Source organism: Streptomyces sp. NPDC033178, from assembly GCF_055577685.1.
In genome coordinates, this window is sequence record NZ_JBVIPT010000004.1 from 541,579 (window position 1) to 564,903 (window position 23,325).

Here is a 23,325-nt window from a genome sequence, read left to right on the forward strand (position 1 = left end):
TTGTACGGGAGGCGGGAGTTTTTGAGGACGACTTCTGAGGTCAGAGGCCTAATTGGGGCATACAGGGGCTCTTGCGGCGGCCTTGGCTTTTAGGGGCGCGGGGCTGTGACATTGTGCGGCTCCGCCGCGTGGGCGCGACCAGCCACATCCGGCCCGCAGCCAACACACGACCGCCGCAGTGGTTCCCGTCCGCTCACTTCAACCGCAGCGGCACTCCAAGCTCCCCCGGCGTAAGGAGCTGCACCTTCCCCGCGTCGAACCCCTCATCGGCCCCCCGCAACACCAGGAACGCCCCCGCCCGCTTCTCCCACAACGGCCCGAACGCCACCGCATCGTCATGCCCGTCGCCGTCGACATCCAGCAACGGCGGCTGATAGCCGAACTCGTTCCACTTGTACGGGTTGGGCGTCCCCGGCAACCCGTCGGTCAGGGGATCGACGGCCTGCTCGCCATCCGCGGACGGCACCCCCGACGCCCCACCCGGCAACAACGTCACCTTCCCGTCGTGGCCCCGATAGCCCGGCGTGTTCACGACGACATCCGGCTTCCCGTCACCGTTGACGTCCCCGACGGCAGGCGACGACCCGAAGTCGATCCGCCGCTTCTCCCCGCCCTCGCCCTCGATGACGGACTCCGAACGCCCGCTGCCGAGCCCGGACTTGGCCCCGTACAGGATGGTCAGCGCACCGCCCTCCGCGGGCATGTCCGCCGGCGCCACGGCGAGCTGCGTGGGCAGCAGCAGATCGTCGACGCCGTCGCCGTCCGCGTCACCGGCGGCGGGCGTACGCGGCCCCTCGAAGGTGCCCACCGCCTTGCTGATGCGCGGTTCGAGCGCGGGGTCGCGTACGAGTCCGTCCGCGCCGCCCTCGTAGTAGCCGACCATGTGCAGGCCCTCGGGCGCGCTCTCGTCCTCCTCCGCGTCGAAGTCGTACGTGAACACCACCTCCGCCTTCCCGTCGGCGTCGAAGTCGCCGGTGGTGGCCGATTCGGGCGTCGCGTACCCCTGCTGGTCGAGGTCCAGGACAGCCTGCCGCTTCGGGGTGCCGGTGCGGTCGAAGGGGCCGTACAGCAGCAGCCCGTCGGTGCCCGGCCCGGTTCCGTTGGGGTCGCCCGTACCGCCGTGTCCGCCGTCGAGCAGGTCGACGGAACCGTCCCCGTCGAAGTCGGCGGCGGCTCGCGGCTGGAAGCCGTCGGGCAGGGCCAGTTCAGCGGCCTTGCCCAGACCGCGGGCGCCGCCGAAGAGGGCGAGGGTCCCGAGCGGGGCGCCGGCCTTCCCGCGGCCCACGACCAGGTCGGTGAAGCCGTCGCCGTCGAGGTCGGTGCGCAGCGGGCGCGAGACGAAGCCCGCGCCCTTCTCGCCCGTCTTCCGGCTCGCCGGAGTCCGTTGTGCGGAGGCAGGGTTGAGGCCGTCGGGGGAGCCGTAGACGACCGTCAGCGTCTCGGCGTACCGCTTCTTGTCCTTGGACTCCGAGTACACGACGGTCGCGAAGTCGTCGTGGCCGTCGCCGTTGAAGTCCCCGGGGTCCGGGTTGTCGGACGGCTTTCCGACGGCGGGCCTCTTCTGCCCGCTGCCGGGCCGGTCCGCGGAGCCGTCACCCCCGCACCCCACGGCGAGGCTCGCGACCAGGGCGACGGCCACCGCCGCAGGACCGGTCCTCGAACGGTGTCGCATCAGCTCTCCATGCCCAGGAACTCCGAGGTGGAGAAGGTGAGTTCGGGCTCCCGTGCGAGCAGGCCCTGCTTCGTGCCCGGGTACACGGCGATCGTGTCCTTCGTGTCCCCGCGATACGTGCGCACGACCAGCTCGGCCCGCCCGTCCCCGTCGAGGTCGGCCACTTTGAGCACGCGGGTGGTCCCCCGGGCCGGCGGCGGCACGGTCACCATCCCGGCCCTGGACAGACCCGTCGTACGGCCCTTGAGGACCCGCAACTCCGAACCGCTGGAGACGAGTTCGCTCATCCCGTCGCCGTCGAAGTCCCCGGAGTCCAGGACGGTACCGGCGACGTCGAGTTCACCGCGCAGGGTGCCCGGAACGTCGTACCGCAGGGCGGTCCCCTTCATCGAACCGATCGCCGCGTCGAGCCCCTTGCCCTTCCCGAACCGGCCGAACGCCACGTCGACACCGGTCGGGAGGGCGACCTCGGTACCGGCGGGCCCGGCCGGTCCGCCCGGGACGAGGTAGGACGTGGACGCGGAGGCGGCGGAACCCTCGGCGGTACGGACGAGCAGGTCGTCGTAACCGTCGCCGTCGACATCCACGGCCGGTGGTGTCGGCACGTTCCCCGGCGAGGCGAGCGGCACACCGGCCGCCTTCGGGGCGCCCTTGCGGGTGAACGGCCCGCGCAGATAGCTGAGCCGGCCGTCGGAGGCGTGCACGACGAGGTCCTCGGCCTTGTCGCTGTTGAAGTCCCCGCACACCGGCTGGTCCGGCCAGTCGTTGCCGAAACGTGCCTGCGGGGGAATCGCCAGCTTGACCGCCTTGCCGGCCAGGCCCCGGGCCGAGCCGAAGAGGATCTGCAGCGGGACCGGTGGCCGGCCCTGCCCGTCGAACGGCGGGTCGGTCGAGACGACGAGATCCGTGTACCCGTCCCGGTCGAGGTCGCAGCTCGCCTCGGCGTCGAAGACCGCGGGCAACTGCCCCTTGGTGGCGGCCGCGTTGCGGGTTGCGCTCAGCAACTGCCGGGCGCCGGGGGCGAGTCCGCGCGCCGATCCGTAGACGACGCCGATTCCGGCGTCGTCGCCGTGGCTGTCGCGTTTCACGAGATCGTTGAGGACGAGGTCCGGGTGCCCGTCCCCGTTGAAGTCGTCGGCCGCCTCGCTGCCCTTGCCGAGCGGCACGGGGAGCTGAGCAGGGGCCTTGGCGACGGTGAGGGGTTCACGCTTTCCCGCCGAGTGCCCGTCGCCGCTGTCGGCGGTCGGGCCGCATCCGACGGCGAGGCCGCCGCCGAGGACGCATCCGGTCAGGGCCGCCACAATCCGCGTACCAACTCTTCGCCCACGCACCGTGAACCTCATCCGACCCGGAAACAACAACGCCGGTCATCATGCACTTGTTCGAGCCGAGGGTAAATGGTGGTAACACGTTGAGGTGTTCGTGCTGAATTCGTGACCTTCAGGCATGCGGAATGCAGCCTTCCGGATGGTCGTGCTGATCCGCCCTGAATTGAGTGCGCTGCGGCCCGAAGGGGCAAATTGTCCACATGCCTGAATTGGTGGCATTGCCGAGTTTCCTTCGAAGGTCTTCGGAGATCCGTGAAGGGTGAAACATCGGGGCGCGGGCCGGTCGTGTGTCGCCTGTCACGGTTGTAGGGATTCGGGTAAAGGTCTGGCAACGACCCGGAGTCGGGCGCGCCGATGTAATGGCTTGCAGAAATGGGCGGCGCCAAAGAACATTTCCTGTCGGTGCCGTCGGCACCCTATTTTTTTGCCAACTCGCCTTCCGTAGGAGACAGCTCATGGCCGACGAGATGGTCCGTCTCGCCCAGCGGTTCGTGAACACCACGTACAACAACGGCGCGACACTCGGCATATCCAAACTGGACGAGAACGGGGTCACCGGCTGGCCCGTGATGTACGCCCTGACCAGAGCGCTCCAGTACGAGATGGGCATCACCGCCCTGTCGGACTCCTTCGGCCCGACCACGCTGGCCACGATCGGCTCGAAGTACGGCAAGCTGGACGAGACGACGGTCCCCTCGGCGAATTTCGCCCGCATCATCCAGTCCGCCCTTTACTGCAAGGGCTATGACGGCGGCGAGATCGACGGCAAGTACAACGACCGCGTCAAGGCAGCCGTCGAGAAGCTCAACCAGAACATGGGTGTGAGCGCCACGTACCCCGGCAGCTCCCTGTGGCCGAAAGTCGTCAAGGGCCTGTTCAACATGGACGCCTACGTCACCATCGGCGGCGGATCGGACACCATCCGGTCCATCCAGCAGTGGCTGAACGGCCGTTACATCCTCCGCAAGGACTTCTACGTCATCCCCTGCGACGGCTACCACTCCCGTGACGTCGCGAAGTCGATGCTGTTCGCGATCCAGTACGAGCTGGGGATGGCCGACGGCACCGCGAACGGCGTTTTCGGGCCCGGCACCCAGTCGGGTCTGAAGTCCCACACGGTCTCCAACGGCACGACCGGTGTATGGGCACAGCTGTTCACCGCGGCCATGATCCTCAACAAGCGCAATGTGCCCTTCGGGAACTTCACCTCGACGGTGCAGTCCGGAGTGGAGAGCTTTCAGTCGTTCGTGAAACTCCCGGTCACCGGCAACGGCGACTTCCCGACATGGGCCTCGCTGCTCGTCTCCTACGGCGACCAGTCCCGCCCGGGCACGGCGTGCGACGGCGTCACGATGATCACGCCGCCGCGTGCGCAGGCCCTGAAGGCCGCCGGCTACCAGTACATCGGCCGGTATCTCTTCAACCCGTCGACCACGAGCCTGCCGGAGAAGCAGATCCAGCCCGGCGAGCTCGCCACGATCAAGGAGGCCGGGCTGCGCTGCTTCCCGATCTTCCAGACGTGGAGCCGCTCGGCCGACTACTTCAGCTACAACCAGGGCACCAGCGACGCGTTCAAGGCGATCGACTGGGCGCAGTACCACGGCTTCAAGCCGGGCACGATCATCTACTTCGCCGTCGACTACGACGCGATGGACGGCGAGGTCACCGAGTACATCGTTCCGCACTTCCGCGGCGTGATGCGGACCATCGGCGAGAACTCCAGTTACGGCGTGGGTGTCTACGGACCGCGCAACGTCTGCCAGCGCATCGCGGACGCCGGGTACTCGGCGACGAGCTTCGTGTCGGACATGTCGAGCGGCTTCTCCGGGAACCTCGGCTACCCGATGCCGACGAACTGGGCGTTCGACCAGATCGCCACCATCACCGTCGGCTCGGGCACCGGCTCCATCGAGATCGACAAGAACATCGCCTCGGGCCGCGACACCGGCCAGGGCGACTTCGACCCGGGCGGCTACACCGACGGCGTGGACGTCGACCTCGACAAGGACGCCTACCAGGCCCCGATGCTGACGGACGTCAAGACCTACCTGGAGTCGATCGGCGTCCCGGAGACCGGCGGCGACGGCTGGACCGACTCGGACTGGGCCACGCTCGGCGGCATCTCCACCACCAAGGCGTACGAACTCGTGCTGAGCGCGGACTGGCTGTTCACGTCGCTGGCGCGGCAGCTCAAGCTCCGCAAGGCGCTGATCCAGGCTCCCGTCCTGTGGGAGCTGCGCAAGATGAACCCCCTGGACGTCGCCGCCGACGAGGCGGTCAAGGCCGGTCTGGACGACGACTGCAGCACCGGCTGGGGCCAGATCTTCGCCTGGGTGACCATCGACGCCCGCAACTACTGCATGCAGCAGGGCATCATCAACGGCAGCCCGCTGACCGACGACGACATCCCGGGGGTGTGGAAGGACCTCAACGAGGACCCGACCTACAACATCCGGTCGGTCGCCTATCTGACGGTCTACAACGCGCACCAGCTGAACAAGCCCCGCCCGAGCCTGACCACCAGCCTCGCCGACACCCAGGCCCTGCTGGCCCGGTACAACGGGACCGGCGACGACGCCGCCCAGTACGGCCGCGAACTCATCGGTCTCTACAACGTTCTCGAGAGCTACAACCAGCTGTCCCGCAGCAAGTGACCCCGATCATGGGCGTGAATACTGGGCACATGCGGAAGTCCTTGCCGGCCGTGCTGGGCGTGAACCTGTTGCTGGGAGTCCCCGGTGTCGTTCCGGTGTGGCTGCTGTCGTACTTCGCGGTCAACTGGCCGCTCAAGGCGCTCGGCTGGACCGTCGGCGAGCCCACGGAGAACGACGGCATGCTGCCCTGGCTGCTGGTCGGCGGGCCGGTGCTGCTGCTGTTCGGCCTGGTCTGGTGGCTCGCCAACCGCCCGCTGCGGCGCAGGTCGGCCCTGGAACCCCGCGTGTACTGGCCGGTCAGTGTCCTGATGACCCTTGTGCCGTCGTTCGCGCTCATGATCGTTCTATGAGAGAGGGATGAAACACGTGCAGAACGACATGCAGAACGACATGACGAGGCGTGCCGTGGTGAAGAGCGCCACGGTGATCGGTGCCGCGGCCGCCCTGGGCTCCGTCGTACCGGGCACGGCTGTTGCCGCGCCGAAGGAGACCGCGAAGAGCGGGCCGCCGAGCGCGCCCAAGAAGCTCCCGACGTCCGCGAACGGATGGCCCCTTGAGAAGGAGGCGAACCACGTCTCCACGGTGTGGACACGTCCGGTCGCCGGTACGGGACTTGAGGTCGACGTCCGCATCGGGGACGTGGAGCTGATCCTCGTCCACGTGATCCGCCGCTTCCACTACGAGGTCGAGCAGGTCAGCCGCATCGACCTGGCGGGCTGGCAGGGGATCGGCAAGCTGCGCAAGGCCCTTCCGGAGTCGAACCTCGCCTCCGGCACCGCGGTACGCATCCGGCCGGGCGCCAGTGCGAAGGGCGGGCTCTTCCCCCTCCAGGAGCTGACGCTGCGTGACATCCTCGCCGACTGCGAGGGAGTGGTGCGCTGGGGCGGTGACGACGACGAGGTGAACGAGTCGCTGTTCTACATCGACGCCGGACCGGACGACGTACGCGTGACGAAGGTCGCCGACAAGCTGCGCGGCTGGGACGCGACGCCCGGCGAGGGCGCCGGCATCACGGTGAACGTCCAGTCCCCGTCCCGGCGCGACCGCGCGGAGCGGCTGGCCCGCGCCCAGCGCGAGGACTGAACCGGCCTCATGCGGTGAGGGGTGTTTCCCGCACTGGCCGCCGAGCATGCTCGGCGGCCAGTGTCATGTCGTGCCGTATCGGGTGGTTCGGCCGCCCCGCCCGTCAGGAGCTGTTGCTGTTCGACCGGGTGAAGAACTCGATCTCCGCGATGGACACCTGCTTCTTGGCGTCGGTGGCGTAGGCCGACTTCACGGTGAAGCGCACCGAGGAGACCGCCCCGACCCGGAACTTGCGCCGCTGGCCGCCGGCGCTCTGGTCCAGGTTGATGATCCGGGTGGTCTTCTTGCCGTCGGCGGTGGTGATCAGGGCCTCGACGCGGTGCGGGAGGGCCGACTGCGAGAGCTTGTCCGGCTGGGTCGACACACCGGAGGTGATGACCAGGTCCAGCAGCCGGGTCGGCTGGGCGAACCGGGCCTCCAGCCACTGCCCCTCACCGGTCCCCGAGACACCCGGCCCCCACCAGGTGTTGCTGAGCTTGTCGAAGGCGCGTTGCGCCGGGTGACCGGGATAGGAGCGCGACGCCTTCACACTGTCCGGGCCCACCGCGGCGCGCTTGGCGAAGTGGTCGCGGGTCGCGTCCACCCCGGCGCCGATGTTGAGCACGAGGGTGATGATCAGGGCGAGTACGAGGCCGCCGACGACCCAGTTCATGACGGCGCCGAAACCGCGGCGCAGCCGGGGGCGGTCGCCGGCCCACGGGGTCTGCACGACGCCGAAGCCCGGTATCCGGCGCCACCAGGGCTGCCGGCCCGGGGCCGCCGGCCCGCCGCCGGACATCGGCATGGCGCAGCGGCCGCAGTAGTGCCGGTCGGGGAGGTTGGGGGTGGCGCACCAGGGACAGGGGGTGCCGCCCTGCGGGCCGAACTCCGGTCCAGGAGCACGGACTTGGGGGCGGTTCGCGACCGGGCGGCCGGGCAGCACGGGTGCGACGGCGGGGGACGCGGGCGCGCGGGGTTCCGGGTCGCTCACCGGGATGAGGAGGGACCTGGCCCGTTCGGCGGTGGAGTCGGAGGAGTCGGTGGACCCGGAGAAACCTGTGGAGTGGGCGGAGTGGGTGGAGTCGGGGGACGGGTGGTGGCCCCGGCCCCCGGTGGTCGGCACCGGCTCGGTGTCGGCGTCGTCGTCGGGGTGGATGTCCGGATGAGTGCCCCGGCGGGTATCGGGGCCGGTGTCCGGGCGGGCGTTGTCCCTCGCGCCGGGGGAGAGGTCGGGGGAACCGTAGGAGGCCGGAGCGGCGGGGGAGTTGGTGTCCCACTCCTGGAGTCCCGCCGACCCCGCACCGGTGGACGCCGCGGGGGCGGAGTCCGGCGCGGCAGCCGAGGGGTCGTGCCGCGGCAGAGGGGCTGGTGCAGCGCCGGAGCCCGCGGGCGCGGCGTACGGCTGCTGCGTCCCGGGACGTCCGGAACCGCCTGCGCCGTCGGACTGGTGTGTCCCGGCACTCCCCGAGCTGTCCGTGCCGTACGGCTGCTGTGTCCCGGCACGCCTGGAACCGTCCCCGCCGTCGGACTGCCGTGTCCCGGCACTCCCCGAGCTGTCCGCGCCGTCCGACTGCCGGGACCAGGCCGCCCGTTCGGAGTCGGGCGCGGTGTCCGTGTGTCGTGCACCGGACCAAGCGGCGGCGGCCTCGCCGTCACCGGGCCGGCCCGCGGGGTGGGCGGCGTTCTCGTCGCCCGGCCGGGGACCGGGGTTCCGTGCCAGGCGGACGCCGGTCCCCGGAGCGGCGGAGCCGGCGTCCGGCCACCCGGCCCCGTCCTCTCCCTGTCGGCCGCTGCCCGGTCCGGGCGCTGCCGCGACGGCCGGGTCGTGGCCCGTACGGGCCGTACCCGTTCCGGCCCCGGGGTGTGCGAACGCGTCCCATCCCGGCTGGTCGCCGGACCCGCCGGACCCGCCGGACCCGCCGGCACCCCCGGCCGCGGAGTCCCGCGCCGGTGCGGCGGCCTCCGCGCGTACGGGGTCCCGGCGGGCCGCGTCGGCCCGGTCCGGGCCCCCGGACCAGCCGAGTACCGCACCGCAGGAGTCGCAGAAGGACTGGCCGGGCTCCGCCCGGGTGCCGCATTCGGCGCAACTGCGGGCGGGCTCCCGTCCTGTGCCGGAGTTCTGGCTGGTCATCTCTCGGGAGTCCTTTCGGCGGCGGTCACCTGGACCGTGTAGGGCATGTGGGCGGGGCGGGCGGCTGCCACGAGGCTGTCGAGGCGGTGCTCGTCGGCCCGGGTCGGGTCGGGCAGGCGGAGCGTGACGTGCAGACGCGGGCTGCGGTCGCCGGGCACCGGGCCGAGGGGCCGGGCGTTCCAGGCGGCGCCGCCGCTCTCGGTGATCTCCGGGGGCACACCGAAGACCAGGCGTATCGCCTCGGACAGACCGCGGCTGGTGCCCCGTACCCGGTGCAGATACGCGGCGGCGGCGACGGCCGCGCGCAGCCGGTCGTCGGGCTCGGTGCCGTCGGTCTCCGCGCCGACCCAGCCCGCCAGCCACCGGGTGAAGTCCACCGGGGCCAGGGCCGGGGTGAAGTAGGAGTCCAGGCAGTCCAGGACGGCCAGGATCGGCGCGAGCACGTCGTCGAGCCCGCCGACGAACCGCTGTGCCAGGTCGTCGTCGGCGAACACGGCGGGCAGCATCATCCCGATGGGCGCGGACGAGCCCAGCCCGTCGACGGAGCCCCTCATGGGTGGCCGCCTCTCGATACGGCGCCGCGCCCCTTCGGGGGCGTAGCCCTCACGGCCGGTCCCCGATCACGCGCACCCGGTGGTCGAAGGAGAAGACCAGGGACGGGGGCTGGAGGTCGATGCGGTTGGTCGCCTCGCCGCGTTTGCCGGTCAGGGGGTCCGCCGGGTGGAGCTGGACCTCGTCGACCAGTTCGACGCCGGGTACGCGCTGGAGCACGGCGAAGACCTCGCCGGACTGCACGGGACGGCCGAAGGGCCAGCCACGGCCGTCGGCACCGCCGGTCAGCGGGTCGAGGTGCCGGTAGAGGGCGTCGTGCGCCTGGCGGCGGACCCGGTCCGTGTCGGTGCCGCGGAACGCGTGCACTGTGGCGACCACCGTGACGCCCTGGTAGAAGGGCGGGCCCACCGCCAACCGCGTACCGATCAGGCGGCGTTCGTCCAGGTAGTGGGTGATGCGGCGCAACAGCGCGTCGCCGGGCACCAGTTGCTCGAAGCGCAGCCGGCCGCCGGGGTCGGGTACGGCCTGGGGAACCACCAACACCCGTACCGCGTACGCCCCGTGCTCGCCCTCGTCGCCCTCCAGGCAGGTGATCCGGGCGGTCTCGGGGGCGGCCCGGCGGGCGAGCTCCTCGTAGTCGCGCAGGGTCACCGCCCGCTCCTGGGCGCGCAGGGTGATGGGCGCCCTGGTCTTCGCCTCCTCCACCGTCTCGCCGTCGACCCCGCCGCGCGCGGCCTCCCGGTTGACGACCTCGGAGACGTACGGGACGGACGTGCGCAGCACCTGGACGGCGCCTCGGGCGACGTTCCCGGTCTTTCCGCCGCCGGTGCGGTAGCGCAGGGCGCGGATGACGGCGCCCTTGGGTGCCACCGCCCCGTACTGGCGCAGGGTGCCGTCGGGTTCCCGTACCGCCGGGCCGAAGGCGATGTCACCGGTGGCGGCGTCCAGGGTGATGTGCCGGTCGTGCGGGGTGGAGGCGGCGAAGGACGGGACTACTTCCCAGTCGGTCCAGCCGTCGTGCTCGGCGGTCTGCAGCAGCACCGGAGGGGTGTCGCCGACCACGGGGGCGTGGGCGAGGCGCAGCCGCTGGCCGGGCAGGCCGGTGGACTCGCCGAGCGCCTCGTCGTACACCGTCTCGGCGTGTACGGCCGTGGTGGTGCCGCCGAGGGTGAACGCGTCCACGGAGCGGACGGTCGGGGAGGTGGTGTAGAAGGGCTGGTCGGGCAGCGGTTCGGTGACCCGGCAGCGCAGCCAGCCGGCCTCCTGCCCGCCGGTGCGGGACAGCGTGTGCCCGCCGGGGATGTGCAGGACCACCTCGCCGGGCCGGTTCAGGCCGCCGGTGCCGTCCCGGTCGACCTCGCACTCGGTCCAGCCGTCCTCGGTCCACGCCTCCCAGACCAGCGGCGGCTGCCGCGGGTCCACACCGACACCGTCGACGCGGCTGTCCAGCTCCATCCCGACCGCGCAGTGCGGCACGGCGGCACTGAGCCCGAGCAGCATGCAGTCGCCGGGCCGCGGGGCCTCGGAGAAGCACATGACGTCCTTGCCCTCGGCGAGGTCGGCGGTCCGGTCGGCGACCGGCTCACCGCTCTTCTGGACCACGAGATGCCGCAACTCGCAGGGCACGACGGTCAGTTCGTGCTCGGTGGCGAAGACCGCGGCCTCCTCGCTCTCGGTGCGGGTGGTGGCGACCTCGGTGCCCACCGGCAGGAGGATCGGCTCCTCCTGCGGCGCGGAGAGCCAGAACGTGACGTCCGTACGGGCCGCGGAGGGCGGGAACAGCGTGATGCCCACCAGATCCAGGAACGCCAGGTGGTTCTTCTCCGGCACCCGGTTGAGCCGGTAGACGATCTGGTCGGCCATGTGGGCGACCGTCTCCACCAGGGTGACGCCCGGGTCGGAGACGTTGTGGTCGGTCCACTCCGGGGCGCGCTGCTGGATGTAGCGCTTGGCGTCGTCGACGAACTGCTGGAAGCGGCGGTCGTCGAGGTTCGGGGAGGGCAGGGCCATCAGCGGTCGCTTTCGGGAGCCGGGTCGGGCTCGTCGTGGGAGGGGATGACGTAGAACGGGAAGACCAGGCTGCGCGGGTTGTTGGTGCCGCGGATCGAGTAGCGGACGTCGATGAAGAGCACGCCCTGCTCGGTCTCGCGGCCGGCGGTCACCTCGACGTCGCTCACCTCGATGCGCGGCTCCCAGCGGTCGAGGCTCGTGTAGACCTCGTGTTGGATGCGGCCGGCGGTGGCCTCGTTGACCGGGGCGAACACCAGGTCGTGGATGGCGCAGCCGAACTCCGGGCGCATCGGCCGCTCGCCCGGCGCGGTGGCCAGTACGAGCCGGATGGCCTCCTCGATCTCGCGCTCCCCGCTGACCAGGGCGATGCCCCCGGTGGGGCCGATGCGCAGCGGGAAGGCCCAGCCCGATCCGACGAACTGCTCGGCCATCAGTGGGCCACCCGCCTTCTCCTCGTGGTCTCGGTGCTGCTTCTTGTGCTGTGGTGCTGCTTCGCGGTGTTCTGCTTCGCACGGTCGCGATTGCGGTTGTGCTTCCGGTTCCGCTCGCGGTTTCGGTGTACGTCTCGGTCGTCACGGGATCGGGTACGGCTTCTTGTTGACCGTCACGAGGCCCATGAGGTCGACGTTGACGGCCCGGATGCCCACCTGGCCGACGGAGCTGACCTGGACGGTCCCGACCGCCTTGAGGCTGAGGGCACCCACCGCGTCCACCGCCACGGCCCCGCCGAGCGACTTGACGTTGACGTTCCTGCCCTGGATGTTGAGCAGCCCGCCGCTCTTGATGGTCAACCTGCGCCGCGCGCTCAGCGTCAGGTCCGTGCCGGCCTCCACCGACACCGATCTGCTGCCCGTGATGCTGACCGTGCCCTTGCTGTCCACGGTGATCTCGGTCTTGGTGCGGTCGAGGTTGATGGTCAGACGGCCGTCACCACTGGCGACGCGTACGCCCTGTTTACGGGTGCCGGTGGTCTGGCTGAGCAGGTCGACACGGTTGCCCTGCCGGTCGGACAGGGTGTGCCGGATCGCCTTCTTCCGCAGCCCGTCGTGCAGCGGGACGTCCGTGACGGGAGTCGGCTTGTCCTTGCCGTTGTAGAGGCCGCCGATGACGAAGGGGTGGTCGAGCGCGCCCCGGTCGAAGGCGACGAGGACCTCGTCGTCCACGTCCAGCGGGAAGATCCCGCCGCCGCCCTTGCCGCCCCACTGCGTCACCCGGGTCCAGTCGCTCTCGTACTGGTCGTCCAGCCAGGGGAACTGGAGCTTGACCCGCCCCTGTTTGTCCGGGTCCTGGACGTTGGTGACGATCGCGTTGGCCACGCCGGGCATCCGGGGCTCGGCGGACGGACCGCCCCCGGAGGCAAGCCCGTACAGCGAGCGCCACTGGCGTCCGCTGAAGGTCACCCAGCTCTCGTAGTGCTGCCCGTCGCCGAAGACGTGCCGTACGGACGTGGCGGTGTACTTGCCCTGGAAGGGGTCCCCGACATCGGACAGCGTGACCGGAACGCCGGGCCGCAGCTTGGGGTTGCCGCGCACGGCGACCTCCAGTTCGGCGAACGAGGAGGTCACGTCGTCGGAGAGGGACTCCGCGGCGAACTTGACCTCGGCCTGCTTGTCGTAGGGCGTGCCGGTCTCGACGAGCGTGGAGGTCTTGAACTTCTTGGCGGCCTCGCCCGGAGCGGTGCCGATACTCACACCGGGGTTCTTGGTCGCGAGCGACATCGAGGTGAGCTTCTTCTTCGTGGTGATGTCCCAGCCGCGCGCCTGGACCTTGCCGACCTGGTCGGCGGCGGTGACGGCGGCCCGCAGCCGCAGGATGTCCCGGCGGGCCTGGAGGACGAAGGGGCTCTTGTCCCCGTCCGTACCGACCGCGGGCGCCCCGGAGGCCGGTTTGGGCTTGGCGAACTCGAACTTCCCCTTGGCGTTCACCGACATGACCATGCCGTTCTCGTCGGCGAGCCGGGAGAGGAAGTCCCAGTCGGTGACGTTGGCCTGGCTGATGAACTCGTACACGGTCTTCGTCGAACCGATCACACCGAGCTGGAGACCGTCCTCCTTGGCCAGCTTGCGGGCGATGTCGGAGGCGCTCTGGTTCTTGTACGCGGCCACCCGGCGCCGGCGCACCAGGCGGTGCCCGGCGTCGTAGCCGCGCACGACGGTGAAGGTGCCGGTGCCGTCGTAGTCCGCCTCCAGACCGGTGACCTCGCCGGTCAGCAGCGGATCGGCGGCACCCTTGCCGTCGGCGATCGGGGTGAGCACGACCTTGCTGCCGAACCTGATGCCCAGCTTGGAGAGGATCTCCCGGTCCGGGTCCCGGAAGGTGAGCCGGAACGCGGCGGGCACCCCGGCGCCCTGGTCGACCCAGCCGTCGACGAGCATCGGGGCGTAGTCGGGCGGGAGCGGTTTGCCGTCGATGGTGACCTGGATGAGCGTGGAGTACGCGGGCTGGACCATCAGGAACGCACCTCCTCGGCCGAGGGCATCAGGAGCTGTGTGCCCGACGGCAGATCGGCCGGGTTGTCGATGCCGTTGACCTCGGCGATGGCGCGCCACGCGGCGGCGTCGCCGTACTCGCGCCAGGCCAGCGACTGCAGCGAGTCGCCCGCGACGACGCGGTGCACGCGCTGCGCGGTGAGCGCGCCCGAGGTCGGGTTCTGCCCCTTGGCCTTGCTGGGTATCTCGTGCAGCGTCACCTGGCAGGTGGCCCGGATCGGCACACCCGTCGTGCCGAACAGCGAGTAGGTCGCCTCCACGGAACTCACGTACGCCGTGAAGCGGGCCGTGGAGAACGAGCCCCACTGGAACACCACCCAGGGCGGCGAGGGCTGCTTCGCGGCGATACTTTTCGCCGTCACCTCGCAGCAGGCCATCAGGGACTCCACCTTCTTCAGCACCGAGTTGCTGTTCGGATCGAGGGACGAGTCCAGGAAGATCTCGACCGTCATCTCGCGGGGCTCGGGACCCATGAACTCCGGGACGTTGCCGTCGCGTACGGCCGCGGTGGGCGTCGTCTTCCACTGGGCGCGGCGGCTCAGCGTCAGCTGCGCCGGGTTGAAGTCGAGCTTGAACGTCTTGATCAGAGCGCCCGGGGTGGTGCTGGTGCCGACCGGCGGCTCGTGGATCGCCAGCGTGGCGCGTACCAGGCTCTTGCCTGCGCCCTTGCTTCCCTTTGCCATGTGGTGCCGCCCCCTCAGTCCGTGAACCCGTGGTGGGTGATTTCCAGGACCTCCGTGGCGACGGCCGGGCTGGCCGGGTCCAGGGAGGGGCCCTGCCAGCTGACCGGCAGTACGTCGATCAGCCCCCAGCGGGCCACCTCCGAACCGTCCGCCCGCAACGCGGCGATCTGCGCGGTCGGCCGCTTGACCCCGGTCGTCACGGAGGAGATCCAGGCCGCGACCTTGGTGGTGTCCGGGGTCAGCGGGCGGGTCAGCCGGATGTTGGAGAACGTGACACGCGACGGAAGCTGCCACACGAACCCGTTGTTGCCGCCCTCCTGGTGCTGCTCGATCTCCACCGCGGACGAGAGCCCTTCGCACCCGTTGAAGTAACCGAGGCTCTCGCCGTCGATGGTCAGGGTGAAGAAGATGGTGGAGCCCGGGTCGAGATCGCGGGACATCGGGGGCGGCCTTTCTGCGGACGTCGGTCGTGCGGGGTGGTGCGGGGCGGTGCGGGTCGTGCTCGTCGGTGTCGGGCGCCGGGTGGGTGCCGGATGGGTGCCTGGTGGCCGCCGGTCAGCGGCGGGGGTCGCGGAGCTTGCCGATCCGCTCCCGGTCCAGCCGCAGTTCGGTGCGGACCAGCCGGGTGATCCGGCCGATCAGCCTGTGCGTCAGCTCGTCGAGCTGGAAGTCGGTCAGGGAACGGGGGTCGAACTGGCCCTTGGCGACCGGGGTGTACCCGGGCAGGGGTTCGTCGGCGTCGTGCGTGTGCGGCGGGTCACTGGCGGAGCCGGACCCGGACGAGCCGCGCGAAGAGGTCCCGTGTGCCGAGACCGCCGACACGGCCGTGGTGGTCCTGGCGGGCGCCGGCTGGGGCGGACCGCCTGTGTCCCGTTGTACGGGGATGGGGGCGGGGGCAGGTGCGTGGGTTGTGGTGGAGGCATGGCGCTGGACAACAGGCTTGGTGGAAAGGGCACTTGCCTGCGGTGACGCCTGCGAGGTCGTCGGCCTGGGGGTTACTAGGGGCGCGGCCGTGCCGGAACCGGACTTGGCGGCCGAGAGGAGTGGCACGGCACGGCCGACGGGAGTGCTGGGGGCCACGGCCCGCTGCACCGCGGGCCCGGTGCCAGGGGACGAGGTCCGGCGCAGCGGGACGGCTACGGGGGTTGCCCGGCGTGGACCTGCGGGGGTTGCCGCGGGTGTCGGGGCGGGGGCGAGGGCGCGAGCGGGGGTCAGGCTGCGGAAGGGAGCGCCTGCGGCGGGCATGGACGCGGGCTCGGGCGCGGATGCGCGCTGAATTGTCGGGGCGGGCACCGGGCTGCCCGCGCCGGAGGGCATCGTCGTGGCGCGTTGCACGGCGGGGGCGTTGGCGGCCGGGGTCCGCAGGGGTACGGCCGGCGGGCGGTGGGGTGGTGACGCCTGTACGGGAGTGGGAGCGCCGTGGATCGGGGTGGCCGACGGTCCGGGGGTACGGCCCGGTGCCTTCCCCTGCCGCGCTGTCACCGCACGCTGGACGGCGGGCGGCCCGGCAACACCCGAACTGCCCGGAGAGGTAAGCCCGGAGAGGGGTTCCGCGTTCGGGGGCGGGGCGGAGAGGGGTGCACCGAGCAGGGGGCGCTGGCGGGGGGTGGGTGTGGGGGTGGGTGTGGGGGTGGCCGGGGCGACAGGGAGTGCCGGGCTCGCTGGTGCGGTCGGACTCGCGCCGGATCGGGTCGCCGTGGCGCGTTGCACGGCGGGGGTGCCCGCGGCCGTGCCGGTCGGCGGAGCCGAAGGGTTCGAGGCCGGAGGGGTGGTCGAGGCGACGGGGGGCCGGGTCGTCGGCCCCGGGAGTCCGGTCGCCGAACCGGTGGTGGGCACGTTCCCCGAGGTCGGCGCACCGAGGCCCAGGCGCCGGGCCGGGCCGGAGGCACTCCGCTGCACCGGGCGCGGGCCCGCACCCGACGACGTGTTGGGAGAAACCGGCTCGGCAGCGGGGGTCGCAGAGGCGGTGGGGCCACCCCGACTGGGGCCGGAGGCAGGTGAGTTCGCGGCGGGGGCTTTCCCTGCCGTGGAGGCCGGGGCCATCGGGCTGCCGGGGCCAGAGGTTCGGCCGTCGGCATGGGCTGTCGTGGCGGTGGCGGCGGCCGCCCTGTCGGCAGGGTTCCCGGCTGCCGGACCGACCGGGTGAGTTGCCGGACCGCCGAGGCCGCGGCCGGCCGTCGGACGGACAGGGCCGGGTGCCGGGTTGGCGGGGTGGGGCACCGTACCGGCGGAGCCGGTTGTGGCCGGCATGGCGGCCGTGCTGCCGGAACTGGTGGCCGCCCGTTGGATGTTGGCTGCCGCTCCGTTGGAACCGGTCGTCGCCCGTTGGACGTTGACGGCCGCGCTGCCGGAGGCGGCTGCTGTGCCTCCGGTGTCGGCGACCGCGTTCTTGGGGCTGGTTGCTGTTCCGGCGGAGGGGGTTGGCGTTCCGCTGGAACTGGTGGTCGCCCGTTGGGTGTTGACGGCCGCGCTGCCGGAGGCGGCTGTTGTGCCTTTGGTGTCGGCGACCGCGTTCTTGGGGCTGGTTGCTGTTCCGGCGGAGGGGGTTGGCGTTCCGCTGGAACTGGTAGTCGCCTGTTGGGCGTTGGCGGGCGCGCCACCCGAGGCGGCTGCTGTGCCTTCGGTGTCGGCGACCGCGTTCCTGGGGCCGTTTGCCGTTCCGGCGGAGGGGGTTGGCGCTCCGCCGGAACTGGTGCTCGCCCGTTGGACGTTGACGGCCGCGCCACCCGAGGCGCCTGCCGTGCCTCCGGAGTATGCCGCCGCGCCCCTGGGGCCGGTTGTCGTTCCGGCAGCGGAGGTTGGCGTGCCGCTGGCGCCGGAGGGAGCCCGCTGGACGCCGGTCGCCGCGTCGCCGTGTCGCGTCGCGGTGCTGCTCGGCCCGGGCACCGCGCTGCGCGGGTTGTCAGCCCTGCCGCTCGGACCGTCCGCCGTGCGGCCGGTGCCGGTTGCCGTTCGGCTGGGGAACTCCCCGGTCCCGCTGGAGCCGGTGGTCGTCCCGGCGGGGCGGGTCGGCATGCTGCTGGAGTCGGCCGCCGCCCTCTGGACACGGACCGCCGAGTCGTCGGCACCGGCGGCCGTCGTGGCAGGACCGGCGGCCGTCGTGGCAGGACCGATGGCCGTCGTGGCGGGACCGATGGCCGTCGTGGCGGGACCGATGGCCGTCGTGGCGGGACCGATGGTCCTCGCGGTGGGCTCGGACGTCGTGCCGTCGGGGCCGGCCGCCGCTCGCTGGACGTTGACCACGGCGTGGCCGGGACCGGCGGGTGCGGGGCCAGGACCCGCGGTTGGCCTGCTGGGACCGGTCGTTGTTCCGGCCTGGTCCGGGGCCGCGCCACGGTGAGCGGCCACCGCTCGCTGGACACCGACCACCGCCTGGCCGGGCCCGGTGGTGGGCGTGGCGTCAGGGACGGCCGCCGCCGCGCTGCTCGCCGTACCGGCGGAGGAGGTCGCCGCCCCGGTGCCGACGCTGCTTGGACGGGTGCCGGTGTGGGGTGTCGTACCGCTGGAACTGGTTGCCTTGTCGGCCGGGTTGGCCGCCGGTCCACCCGGGCGAGTCGTCCGGGCGCCGTGATCGGCCGTCGTACGGACAGGCCCGGGCGCCGGGTTGCCGGGACCGGCCGAACCGGTGGAACCGGCCGTCGCCCGTTGGACGTTGACGGCCGCGCCGCCGGAGCGGGGCGCCGAGCCACCGGGACCGCTCGCCGTACCGCCGACTCCGGCGGACCGGCTGCTGGAGCCGTCCGCCATGCCGCCACCGGACGCCGGGCCGCTACCCGGACCGTTCGGAGTCGGGTTGTCGGAGGAGGCCGTTGTGCCGACCGGGCCGACCGGGCCGACCGCTGAGGGTCGTCCGCCGTGGGCCGCCGCCCCCACAGAGGGTGCGCCCGCGGCTTCCCGTCGGGCAACGGGCAGCGCCCGTCGTTCCACGGCAGGCGTGGCGGGCGCACTGGTCAACGGGTTCGGCCGGTGGGACCGGGGCATCACCGGTGTCACCCGGGGGCCCACCGGGCGCGACGCCGTGACCTGACGCGGGGCACGCTGTACCGGTACCGGTACAGCGTCGTCGCGTACGTCGCCCGGGGCCTCGGGCTCGTCGGACCGCACCGGCAGCAGGGTGTGCGAGGGCGGTTCGAGTCCGGGGACGGGCCTCGCCGACGTGGTGAGCGCGTTCCTGACCAGCCCGCCCGGCGCCCCCTCCAGGACGGCATGGGACAAGGTTCCGGTGAAGGAGGGGTTCTGCCAGGTGCCCAGCCGCCCGCCGAACCCGGAGTCCGCGACACCGGTCCGCCCGACAGCGGCCCGCTGGATCGGCGGCAACCCCGCCCACCCGGCCACGGAAGCCGACCCGCCCCCCATGGCCGTACCGGCATCCGCGCCGGTACGAGACGCACCGGCATCCGTACGGGACACATCCGCACCCGCACCTGCACCCGTACGGGACACCCCCGCACCCGTACGAGAGGAACCGCCCTCATTCGAGGAACTGTCCTCCCCGGAACCCGAGTTCGCGGCGGATGCCGCCGTGCCGACGCCCCTCAGTCGGTCGAAGAACCCCACCCCTCAGCCCTCCGCCCCGCCCCGCGTCACCAGGGACGCGATCTGTTCCGTAAAGCGCCGGCGGTCCTGGTGTTCGAGATCCAGGATCTCCTCCAGGCTCCAGTGGAAGTGGTAGGCGACGTACGCGATCTCCTCGTGCAGCCGGTCGGTCGCGTACGTCACGATTCCCCCAGGCGGCTCCCGCCGAGTTCGACCTCGAAGGGTTCCGAGCAGTGGGGGCACTCCACGGCGGCGCGGGTGTGGCCCTCGGCGTTGACCTGACGGTAGAAGTCCTGCAGGAACGCGAGGTCGGAGGCGAACATGTTCTCCACCACCCCGTCGTGCACCGACGGCAGCGTGCCGAGGCTGGTGATGACCCGGCCCAGCAGGACCACCGACAGATACGCCGGGTTCTCCTGGACACGCACGTCCCGCAGCGGAATCAGCTCGTCCCGGGCCGTGGCGAGGCGCATCACGCCGTCGCGGTGGACCGTGCCCGACGCGTCGACGTACCCCCGCGGCAGCTCGAACGGGAACTCCGTCCGCAGCTGCTGCGGTACCGACACGGGGGCGGGAGCGGGCGCCGGGGCCGGCGCAGCGGTCTGCTCCGGCCCCGCCATCGGCCCCGGCGCCGGTGGTGCGTCCACGACCGGGCCCGCGCCCGCCCTGGCAGCCGTACGCCGCATTACTCGATGACCAGTTCTTCGAAGACGATGGTCACGGTCTCGGTGAGCGCGGAGGCCTCGCCGGCCTTCAGCGCGCTGGCGTCGATCTTGCTGCACCAGGCGTTGCGCATGTTGTACCGCTTCACCGGATTGTTCTGGTAATCCATCATGATGATGGACGCGTTCTTGCGGGCCGTGCTCATCTGGCCGGCGATCGAGTCGTTGATCCACGTCGTGAACGCCGGGGACTGGGTCATTCCGCGCACCACGGTGCACTGCCCGTCCTTCTGCACACCCGGCATCAGACTGACCTCGGGCCTGCCCTGCGCCGAGTTCGACAGGTGTTTGATGACGTCCTGTTCGATGCTGAGGCCGTTGACCTCCGCGAGGTACTCGACCATCACGCCGTCGATCTGCAGACCGAAATTATGTGAGGTAAGGGCGTCACCCGGGCTGAGACTCATCTGTTCTCTGTCCTTCTGAGGGTTCTTGGCAATGGCGTACGGGGCGGCGTACGAGCAGACGTACCGGCCGGCGGCGTACGAGGAGGCTTGCTAGGGCTGGGGGCGCAGGCGGGACGGGCCTACTCCTCCAACTCCCCGCTGCCGCTGGAGAACTGGGCCAGCCGGAAGATCACGAACTCGGCGGGCTTGACGGGGGCGATGCCGATCTCGCAGATCACCCGGCCGACGTCCACCGACTCCGGGGGGTTCGTCTCCTCGTCGCACTTGACGTAGAACGCCTCCTCCGGCCGCTGGCCGAAGAGGGCGCCGCTGCGCCACTCGTTGACGAGGAACGCCGAGACGTTGCGCCGGATCCTGGCCCACAGGTTGTGGTCGTTCGGCTCGAACACCACCCACTGGGTGCCGAGCAGGATCGACTCCTCCAGGTAGTTGAAGTACCGGCGGATGTTGAGGTAGCGCCAGGCCGGGTCGGAGGACATGGTGCGGGCGCCCCAGACGCGGATGCCGCGGCCCGGGAAGGCGCGGATGCAGTTGACGCCGATGGGGTTGAGCAGGTCCTGCTCGCCGCGGGTGATCTGGAGCTCCAGGTCCACCGCTCCCCGTACGACCTCGTTGGCGGGCGCCTTGTGCACACCGCGCTCGAAGTCGTTGCGGGCCCAGATGCCGGAGACGTGACCGCTCGGCGGGATCACCCGGGACTGGCCGGTCGCCGGGTCGAAGACCTTGACCCAGGGGTAGTACAGGGCCGCGTACTTGGAGTCGTAGCCAGCGGTCTCCTGGCGCCAGACCCGGATCTGACGGGCGTTCAGGCCCGGCGGCGGGTCGATGACGGCGACCCGGTCGCCCATCAGCTCGCAGTGCGCGATGAGGCCGAGCTGGACGGCCTTCACGGCCTCCAGGTCGATCGCGCCGCGCTGGTAGGCGGCCATCAGGTCGGGGACGGCGACCATGGAGATCTCGTCCACGGCCTCCAGACCGCCGAAGCCGGTGCGGTCGGCGGAGTCGCCGAGGTAGTGCGCCGGGCCGGGGTGGGAGTCGCTCGCCTTGGAGGGGGTGACGGGGGCGGGGGCGGCGGGGGCCGCCAGGGCCACGGTCTGGTTCTCGGGGCGCGCGAGCTGCGCGGCGGGCGCCGACTCCTGCACGGTGATGAGCTTGGAGCGCTCCTTCACCTGCGTGACGACGTAGTTGCGGCCGCCCTTCTTGGCGGTCACGTCGAAGGACTCGACGGGCTTGTCGCCCTCCTTGACGATCAGCTTGAAGCGCTCGGCGGGGCCCTCGCCCTCGGCGTCGGCGACCTCGACGCTGAGCGAACCGCCCGCGACGGCGGTCACGCTGAAGGTGCCGAGCTGCTTCGGCTCGCCCGCGGGGAGCGCGGCCGGGGCGGCGGAGCCGCCGACGGAGGCCGGGGCGCCGTTTCCTGCCGCGCCCTCGGCGGTGCCGCCGACGCGGACGACGTACGCGGCGCTGCCGCCGTTGTTGAAGAACCCGTACACCGAGTGCGCGAGGTAGTAACCGTCGGTGAAGTCACCAAAGGCCGCGACGTACTGGGACCAGTTGGTCACCAGGGTCGGCTCGTTCAGCGGCCCGGTCGGCGCGAGTCCGACGAAGGCCGCAACCGACGTGCCCACTCCCTCGATGGGACGCGAGCCGCTGGCCACCTCCTCGACGTATACGCCGGGCGACAGGTAGGACGGCATGCTCTGCTCTCCTCGGGGTACGAGACAGGACGCCTCTCACCCTCACGCGCGAAGCGCGTCCTCCGAAACGTCCTCCGGGGCCTGTTCGAGGGCAGAACTGTTGCCCGGACGGGCAGGCCGTCGCCGGAACCTGCCCGCGGAGCCGGGCGCGCTGCCCGTGAGACTGCCCCCAAGGCCCTCCCCGTACACGGCAGTTGCACGTAAGGCTGGTGGACCAGCCGTGGAGGGGAGCGCCGTGCGCGCACAGGAAGAACGCACCGACAAGGCCGGTGGTCGGGACAGCGCCGCCAGGCCCGCGCCGACGCGCACACCCGCCGACCGGCTCCTGGTCCTGCAGCGCGCCGCGGGCAACGCGGCCGTCGCACGGGCCGTCGGGCAGCAGCGCCACGAGCACGACGCGAACTGCGGCCACGGCCCGTCGGTCCAGCGCTCCGCGGTGCACCAGGTGCTGCGTTCCTCCGGCCGGCCGCTGGACACACCGCTGAGGACCGAGATGGAGAGCCGCTTCGGCGGCGTCGACTTCAGCGGCGTACGCGTCCACTCGGACCCGGTCGCCCAGCGGTCCGCCACGGAGATCGGCGCGAGGGCGTACACCTCCGGCAGCCATGTGGTGCTCGGCCCGGGCGGCACGGACAAGCTCACCCTCGCCCACGAGCTGAAGCACGTCCTCCAGCAGAGCCAGGGATCCGTCCCCGGCACCGACAACGGCAACGGGCTGCGGGTCAGCAACCCCGGCGACCACGCGGAGCAGGAGGCGGAGGCCACCGCCCGGCAGGTGATGTCGGCCCCAGTGCAGCGCGTGGCCGAGGACGAGCCGTCGGCCACCGCCTCGGAACCGTTCGTCGGCGACGCCGTACAGCGAGCCTATGTCGGCTATCCGTACGTGCAGTACGGCGGTCTCTACCAGGGCGCGGGGACCTTCATGAGGGCGGAACTGCACCCGGGGCAGATCGCCAAGGGATCGTCCCCAAAGGTGAAGCCCTCGTGGTGGCCGACGGGCAGCGGCGCCACCGCGAAGTGGTTCTCCAAGAACATGGTCCAGGGCCACCTGCTCAACGAGATCGTCGGCGGTCCCGGAAACACCATGAGCAACCTCACCCCGCTGACCAAGTCCGGCAACTCCCGCCACCACTCCATGGCCGAATACAACGTGAAGAAGGAAATCCGCAACGGCAACATCGTCGAGTACGAGGTGCAGGCGCACTACGGCAACGTGTCCGGAGCGGCACTCGGCGCGACCGGTTCCGTCGCGGCGGACATCGACGCCTACTACTCGACGATGATCCCGGAGCGACTGACGGCGGAAGCCACCGTGTACGACCCGCAGGGCAATTTCCTCTACGGGGAATCCTGGGTCGTCCACAACGAGAAGCACTGATCGC

The 23,325-nt window shown here is 71.5% G+C and carries 21 protein-coding genes; 7 read left to right on the forward strand and 14 right to left on the reverse strand.

Features of this window, described 5'->3' with window-relative positions:
- Window positions 1-193: 193 nt before the first annotated feature.
- Window positions 194-1,672, reverse strand: coding sequence for an FG-GAP and VCBS repeat-containing protein (locus tag ACZ5VQ_RS13175; protein ID WP_469104940.1), 1,479 nt, complete (start codon window positions 1,670-1,672; stop codon window positions 194-196).
- Complete coding sequence (locus tag ACZ5VQ_RS13180; RefSeq protein WP_469105030.1) at window positions 1,672-2,964, reverse strand: FG-GAP repeat domain-containing protein; 1,293 nt, start codon at window positions 2,962-2,964, stop codon at window positions 1,672-1,674. Before ACZ5VQ_RS13180 ends, ACZ5VQ_RS13175 begins: the two co-directional genes overlap by 1 nt.
- Before the next feature lie 491 nt (window positions 2,965-3,455).
- Here ACZ5VQ_RS13180 and ACZ5VQ_RS13185 point away from each other — a divergent pair, with 491 nt between their 5' ends.
- The 3 genes from ACZ5VQ_RS13185 to ACZ5VQ_RS13195 are packed head-to-tail and all read left to right on the forward strand — an operon-like array spanning window position 3,456 to window position 6,737.
- Window positions 3,456-5,654 carry a glycoside hydrolase domain-containing protein gene (locus ACZ5VQ_RS13185; protein ID WP_469104941.1) on the forward strand — a complete coding sequence of 733 codons (2,199 nt, stop codon included), beginning with the start codon at window positions 3,456-3,458 and terminating at the stop codon, window positions 5,652-5,654.
- A gap of 29 nt (window positions 5,655-5,683) precedes the next feature.
- The gene (locus ACZ5VQ_RS13190) at window positions 5,684-6,004 is read left to right on the forward strand and encodes a hypothetical protein (protein ID WP_143640073.1); all 321 of its coding nucleotides are present in this window, start codon (window positions 5,684-5,686) and stop codon (window positions 6,002-6,004) included.
- Between the two features lie 7 nt (window positions 6,005-6,011).
- On the forward strand, window positions 6,012-6,737 hold the full coding sequence (locus ACZ5VQ_RS13195) for a twin-arginine translocation signal domain-containing protein (RefSeq protein ID WP_469104942.1): 726 nt from the start codon (window positions 6,012-6,014) through the stop codon (window positions 6,735-6,737).
- Window positions 6,738-6,840: 103 nt separating this feature from the next.
- On the opposite strand, the gene ACZ5VQ_RS13200 is transcribed toward ACZ5VQ_RS13195, so the two are convergent.
- The 8 genes from ACZ5VQ_RS13200 to ACZ5VQ_RS13235 all read right to left on the reverse strand — a co-directional run bounded on the left by ACZ5VQ_RS13200 (window position 6,841) and on the right by ACZ5VQ_RS13235 (window position 15,403).
- Window positions 6,841-8,847: an NADase-type glycan-binding domain-containing protein gene (locus ACZ5VQ_RS13200; RefSeq protein ID WP_469104943.1), complete on the reverse strand. Its 2,007-nt coding sequence runs from the start codon at window positions 8,845-8,847 to the stop codon at window positions 6,841-6,843.
- Window positions 8,844-9,401, reverse strand: coding sequence for a phage tail protein (locus ACZ5VQ_RS13205; RefSeq protein ID WP_469104944.1), 558 nt, complete (start codon window positions 9,399-9,401; stop codon window positions 8,844-8,846). The genes ACZ5VQ_RS13200 and ACZ5VQ_RS13205 overlap by 4 nt, the downstream gene beginning before the upstream one ends.
- Before the next feature lie 49 nt (window positions 9,402-9,450).
- On the reverse strand, window positions 9,451-11,409 hold the full coding sequence (locus ACZ5VQ_RS13210; protein ID WP_469104945.1) for a putative baseplate assembly protein: 1,959 nt from the start codon (window positions 11,407-11,409) through the stop codon (window positions 9,451-9,453).
- Window positions 11,409-11,840 (reverse strand): GPW/gp25 family protein, encoded by a 432-nt coding sequence (locus tag ACZ5VQ_RS13215; protein ID WP_143640485.1) that lies wholly within the window; start codon window positions 11,838-11,840, stop codon window positions 11,409-11,411. The genes ACZ5VQ_RS13210 and ACZ5VQ_RS13215 overlap by 1 nt, the downstream gene beginning before the upstream one ends.
- A gap of 141 nt (window positions 11,841-11,981) precedes the next feature.
- Window positions 11,982-13,859, reverse strand: coding sequence for a VgrG-related protein (locus tag ACZ5VQ_RS13220; protein ID WP_469104946.1), 1,878 nt, complete (start codon window positions 13,857-13,859; stop codon window positions 11,982-11,984).
- Window positions 13,859-14,581: a CIS tube protein gene (locus ACZ5VQ_RS13225; RefSeq protein WP_362071765.1), complete on the reverse strand. Its 723-nt coding sequence runs from the start codon at window positions 14,579-14,581 to the stop codon at window positions 13,859-13,861. The genes ACZ5VQ_RS13220 and ACZ5VQ_RS13225 overlap by 1 nt, the downstream gene beginning before the upstream one ends.
- A gap of 14 nt (window positions 14,582-14,595) precedes the next feature.
- Complete coding sequence (locus ACZ5VQ_RS13230; protein ID WP_143640083.1) at window positions 14,596-15,021, reverse strand: phage tail protein; 426 nt, start codon at window positions 15,019-15,021, stop codon at window positions 14,596-14,598.
- A gap of 115 nt (window positions 15,022-15,136) precedes the next feature.
- Complete coding sequence (locus ACZ5VQ_RS13235) at window positions 15,137-15,403, reverse strand: hypothetical protein (RefSeq protein ID WP_469104947.1); 267 nt, start codon at window positions 15,401-15,403, stop codon at window positions 15,137-15,139.
- A 1,417-nt stretch (window positions 15,404-16,820) separates the two neighbouring features.
- Here ACZ5VQ_RS13235 and ACZ5VQ_RS13240 point away from each other — a divergent pair.
- The 3 genes from ACZ5VQ_RS13240 to ACZ5VQ_RS13250 are packed head-to-tail and all read left to right on the forward strand — an operon-like array spanning window position 16,821 to window position 18,608.
- Complete coding sequence (locus ACZ5VQ_RS13240) at window positions 16,821-17,921, forward strand: ribosomal eL19 family protein (RefSeq protein ID WP_469104948.1); 1,101 nt, start codon at window positions 16,821-16,823, stop codon at window positions 17,919-17,921.
- Between the two features lie 54 nt (window positions 17,922-17,975).
- Entirely contained in the window at window positions 17,976-18,152 is a 177-nt protein-coding gene (locus ACZ5VQ_RS13245; protein ID WP_469104949.1) for a hypothetical protein, read from the forward strand.
- Window positions 18,153-18,206: 54 nt separating this feature from the next.
- Window positions 18,207-18,608: a hypothetical protein gene (locus ACZ5VQ_RS13250; protein WP_469104950.1), complete on the forward strand. Its 402-nt coding sequence runs from the start codon at window positions 18,207-18,209 to the stop codon at window positions 18,606-18,608.
- 533 nt (window positions 18,609-19,141) lie between these two features.
- On the opposite strand, the gene ACZ5VQ_RS13255 is transcribed toward ACZ5VQ_RS13250, so the two are convergent.
- The 4 genes from ACZ5VQ_RS13255 to ACZ5VQ_RS13270 form a co-directional block, all read right to left on the reverse strand.
- Entirely contained in the window at window positions 19,142-19,300 is a 159-nt protein-coding gene (locus ACZ5VQ_RS13255) for a DUF6760 family protein (RefSeq protein WP_186001281.1), read from the reverse strand.
- Window positions 19,297-19,803 carry a hypothetical protein gene (locus tag ACZ5VQ_RS13260; RefSeq protein ID WP_307523355.1) on the reverse strand — a complete coding sequence of 169 codons (507 nt, stop codon included), beginning with the start codon at window positions 19,801-19,803 and terminating at the stop codon, window positions 19,297-19,299. The genes ACZ5VQ_RS13255 and ACZ5VQ_RS13260 overlap by 4 nt, the downstream gene beginning before the upstream one ends.
- Complete coding sequence (locus ACZ5VQ_RS13265; RefSeq protein WP_143640089.1) at window positions 19,803-20,246, reverse strand: phage tail protein; 444 nt, start codon at window positions 20,244-20,246, stop codon at window positions 19,803-19,805. The genes ACZ5VQ_RS13260 and ACZ5VQ_RS13265 overlap by 1 nt, the downstream gene beginning before the upstream one ends.
- Before the next feature lie 119 nt (window positions 20,247-20,365).
- Window positions 20,366-21,943, reverse strand: a complete 1,578-nt coding sequence (locus ACZ5VQ_RS13270) for a phage tail sheath subtilisin-like domain-containing protein (protein WP_469104951.1) — start codon at window positions 21,941-21,943, stop codon at window positions 20,366-20,368.
- Between the two features lie 235 nt (window positions 21,944-22,178).
- Here ACZ5VQ_RS13270 and ACZ5VQ_RS13275 point away from each other — a divergent pair, with 235 nt between their 5' ends.
- The gene (locus tag ACZ5VQ_RS13275; RefSeq protein ID WP_469104952.1) at window positions 22,179-23,321 is read left to right on the forward strand and encodes an eCIS core domain-containing protein; all 1,143 of its coding nucleotides are present in this window, start codon (window positions 22,179-22,181) and stop codon (window positions 23,319-23,321) included.
- Window positions 23,322-23,325 lie beyond the last annotated feature (4 nt).